This window comes from Streptomyces sp. NPDC001732 (assembly GCF_053596315.1).
Map to the genome: position 1 here is coordinate 1 of NZ_JBSFFY010000161.1, position 3,827 is coordinate 3,827.

Genomic DNA, 3,827 nt, shown 5'->3' on the forward strand with positions numbered 1-3,827 from the left:
ATCAACAACCCCAGATCATCACTCGACCCACGAGACTTCGACGACAGAGTCGTCAGAACCTGCGCCCCCATGTCGAACTTCATTCGATCCCCCTGCCAAACCTGAGCAAACAAATGTGCTGACCATCCCTATCAAGTGCCGGGGCGTCGAAGCAATCGAGGGTCTCGGGGCTGTGGAGAGGCTGTGACAGGATCGTCGAACTCCGGCGCGGGCAATGAAGTGTGCAAACGGAGCACTTGGCCGAGCCGTGGAGGGCAGAGGGTCCCCCCGGTGCAAACGTGCCTCCCGGGGATCTCCGGCCGATCTTCACCCCGTGCGCACGATCGTGGGCGGTGCCCTCTGCCCGTGTCGGCCTGCCAACCAACTGGCCGGCCTGCCTGCCGGTCAGAGATTGGCATCGACGTACTCGGCGATCTCGACCATCCGGGGTTCGTTCTCGGCGGGCACCAGATGGTCGTGCTGCCTGATGCGGACGAGGAATTCGTCGGGGAGCTCCACGTGATGTGTCCGGACGTAGAACCAGAGGTCCCCTCGCCAGATCCACTCTCCGTCGGAAAGGACCGAGTCCCCGCCGAGCACGGTCCTGCCGGAGCCGAGCACGTCCTCGGAGAACCCCATGACGCTGAAGATCTCGTGCCCACCGAGCAGATACCTCGTGATCCGCCCGGCGTCCTCGTAAGGGTTGGGCGCAAGGAAATCTCGCACGCCTCCTCTCGGGGTTCCGAACGAAGGAGGCCAGCGTTCCTGGAAGAAGTCGGCGATCCGGACGGGGACCACTGCCGGAGAACCGGGCGGAATCACCGGGAGCCGGCCTGTCTCTTCGCCGTCGACTCGATGAACGCGGCGGCTTCGATCTCGGTGATCTCGACGTGGTCGATCTCGTTGTGCCCGAGCTCGTACAGCCGGAGGTATTCGGTCGGTTCCCAGCGGAGGTTGCGGGTGAACGCCTCGTCGTGCGTCCGGCCGTCGTCGACCCGGCGCCGGACGATGCCGCGCGGGCTGCTTCGCGGGTGGCCTTCGCCGATCTTCGCGTAGTACGTGATCTCGCCCTCGGCGTCCAGGGCGTCGAGAGCCGCAGGGGCGAGTGTGAGGAAGGGGCGGGCGGTGAGGTTGCCCTCCACCGTCCCGAGCCGGATCATCGCGCCTCCCAGATCGACGAACTCCTCGACGAAGAACCCGCCGCCCCGTTCGTACAGGGCCAGCAACGGCTCGTAGGGGTCCGGGAGATCGGGCAGCGGACCGGCCGTGCTCCCGACGCGGAGGACGGCCCAGCGGACAGCCGCCCGGCACGTCGTCCTGACCGAGGAGGGGCCGACGCCCCGCAGAACCTCGTCGAGCTCGGCGGCGATGCCCTCGGGGATCCGGACGGTGGGGTCGACATGTTCCGCCAGGTCGAAGAACGGCCAGGACCGCTCGGCACCACAGTGGTCCGCCCAGAGAGCCGCCCGGCGCAGATACTCCGCCATCAGGCGTGCGCGGGAGTTCTCGTGACGCCAGGCACTGTCCTCGTCGGACCAGTCGATGGCCCGCAGCCGCCGGAGGACGGCCCGGGACGGTTCGGCGTTCACTCGTGATCCGTTCCGGGCCGGTACCACTCCGCTGCCGACGGGGTGTTATTCCTCGCTCGCATGCCAGTTCTTCGTCGGCCGGCCCTCTTCGTCCCACCGACGTTCCGCCAGCATGGTCATACCGTTCCCGGAGAACTCCACCTCGGCGGCGAGCACACCGTTCGGGTGCCATTCCCTGGACGTGCCTACCGGCAGCCCTTTGCGGGCCGTTGCCTCGGAGCGGAGCGTGCCGTCCTTGTACCACTCGCGGCTGGGGCCGTGCTGCACCCCTTCCACGTAGGAGTCCAGGCTGACGAGGGCCTCGCCCAGGTGCTCCTCGACCTCACCGGTGAAGAGTTCCCCCCGGTACAGCAGGCGCTGCCCCTGATCCATGTCGACTTCGGGATCGTCGATGTCGATTCGTGTCACGTCGGGCATCAGGGAGTCCAGAGTTCGTCGGTCGGAGGGTTGCCGGTGAACCTGCTGTGCAGGCTGTCCACGCCCTTCAGCATAAAGTTGCAGTTTGCGCAGAAGGCCGCAGGACGTCCGGGCAGTTCGGTCTTCATGTGCGGCAGGAACGGGAAGCCGAACGCCGTGCTCGCGGCCGGCGGGCTCCAAGGCCGATTCGGTGTGCACCCCCTGCTGCTCACCCGGTCACGGCCTTGGAGCTGTTGAGCCGGTCCGGCATCAACCGCGCTCGGCGCGCCACTCCTTCGTCAGGTTGCCTTCTTCGCTCCACTCGGTGATCTCCAGCTGACGCAGTCCGTTCGCACTCATGAGTACGCGCGAGGCCAGCCTCCCGTTGGGGTGCCATGTCCTGGACTCACCGACCGGGAATCCGCCCCGCAGTATTCCCTCGGCCCGCAGGGTTCCGTCCATGTACCACTCCTTGGAGGGACCGTCCTCGATCCCTTCCTTGTAAGTGACGAGACTGACGAGCGCACCCTGTTGGTATTCGACCACCTCGCCGGTGAAGCGTTCTCCTCGGTAGGAGACGACCTCACCTTCATCCATTTCGAATTCGGGGTCGTCGATGTCGATTCGGGGAAGTGTCATCACGGAATCCAGTTCTCAGGTCCGGGCGGGTCCTTGAGGAAGCGCCCGAAGCTGCTGGGCACGCCTTCCAGCATATGGTTGCAGTTGCCGCAGAACGGGGCGGGGCGGGGCGGTTTCCCCGTCACCTGGTCGGCCATGTAGGGGAACTGCACCGATGCACGCAGCTCGGCAAGTGCTGACGCATCGTCCGGAAGTCCGAGTTCCTTGCGTGCCCAGAGCAATTCGTTGGCGGCCTTGACCTCGGCGTGAGCGAGGATCGGGGCGTGGTGAGGGGGAGCGTCGGCGATCTGTTCGTAACGTTCCAGGAGCGTCGGGTGCAACCGGTCCATGGGAATCAGGACAGCAGCCTTCTTCGGACCGTTGATTCCTTCGATGACCTTGCCGGTCCGCAAGTCGATCACTGACCCGACGCAAGCTCCGGTCTGCGAGCGGGGGAAGGTTTCGTCTTCCTTGGCCTTCAGATAATCCTCGGCGCGCTGGTGCGACAACTGGTCCAGGAATTCACTGACGGGCCGGTCGTCGACATGGGAGATGAGACCGTCCTCCGTGCGGCGGACGCGGTGCTCGGGCAGATCGCCGAGGACCTTCTCTCCCGGTCCGGGTGAAGGCAAGGGGTCGTCCCCGACCCGAATCGGCTCCGGCGTGCCCTCGCCCCCATGAGGACTGTCCGGTGCCTGCCCGTCGCCACCGTTGCCGGGGCCGTCGCCGTGGCCGCCGGTGTTGTCCGGGGTGTGGTCGCCGCCGTTGCCGGGTCCGTCGCCGGGCCCGTCGTTGTGGCCGCCTCCGCCCGGACCGTCGTTGTGGCCGCCGTCGGCGGGGTGGGTGTTGGGCCCGTCGTTGTGTCCGCCGGGTCCGTCGCCGCCGCGTCCGCCGGTGGGGGGTTCGTGGCTGTTGGAGGGGCCGTGGCCGAGGTCGTCGGCGCGTCCGCCCGGCAGGTTGTCGCCGACCTGCCCGGTGGGGATGTTGTCACCGACGTTGCCGCCGGGGAGGTCGTCCCCGATGCGGCCGAGGTCGCCGAGGCCGGTGGGGTCGCTGCCCAGGCGGATGACGTCGTCGCCGTTGCGGGCGCCGACACCGGCCAGGACGGGTTCCCGCACCGGGCTGTTGGTGTGCGGGGCCGGGTTGTTGCTGTCGGTGTGCGGGGTGGTGGGGCTGGGCGACCCCTCCTTGGGGGCGTCCTTGCCGTGCTGGACGACGTCGCCGTTCTTGTCGAGGAGGTTGCCG

At 67.4% G+C, this 3,827-nt stretch carries 4 protein-coding genes and 1 pseudogene; all 5 read right to left on the reverse strand.

All coding sequences use genetic code 11. The features are described from left to right. Nucleotides 1–384: 384 nt before the first annotated feature. Nucleotides 385–705 (reverse strand): hypothetical protein, encoded by a 321-nt coding sequence (locus tag ACWCXX_RS40800; protein WP_451136309.1) that lies wholly within the window; start codon nt 703–705, stop codon nt 385–387. Nucleotides 706–797: 92 nt separating this feature from the next. Further along, complete coding sequence (locus tag ACWCXX_RS40805; RefSeq protein WP_451136311.1) at nt 798–1,568, reverse strand: hypothetical protein; 771 nt, start codon at nt 1,566–1,568, stop codon at nt 798–800. Between the two features lie 45 nt (nt 1,569–1,613). Then, nucleotides 1,614–1,985, reverse strand: coding sequence for a toxin-antitoxin system YwqK family antitoxin (locus ACWCXX_RS40810; protein WP_451136313.1), 372 nt, complete (start codon nt 1,983–1,985; stop codon nt 1,614–1,616). Nucleotides 1,986–2,234: 249 nt separating this feature from the next. Then, nucleotides 2,235–2,603 (reverse strand): toxin-antitoxin system YwqK family antitoxin, encoded by a 369-nt coding sequence (locus ACWCXX_RS40815; protein ID WP_451136315.1) that lies wholly within the window; start codon nt 2,601–2,603, stop codon nt 2,235–2,237. Next, nucleotides 2,603–3,827: pseudogene (locus tag ACWCXX_RS40820) on the reverse strand (hypothetical protein); the annotation flags it as partial. The pseudogene ACWCXX_RS40820 and the gene ACWCXX_RS40815, both read right to left, overlap by 1 nt.

Coding starts and splice junctions, on each gene's coding strand:
- ACWCXX_RS40810 (WP_451136313.1), bottom strand. CDS start 1,985: ATGCCCGACGTGACACGAATCGACATCGACGATCCCGAAGTCGACATG.
- ACWCXX_RS40815 (WP_451136315.1), bottom strand. CDS start 2,603: ATGACACTTCCCCGAATCGACATCGACGACCCCGAATTCGAAATGGAT.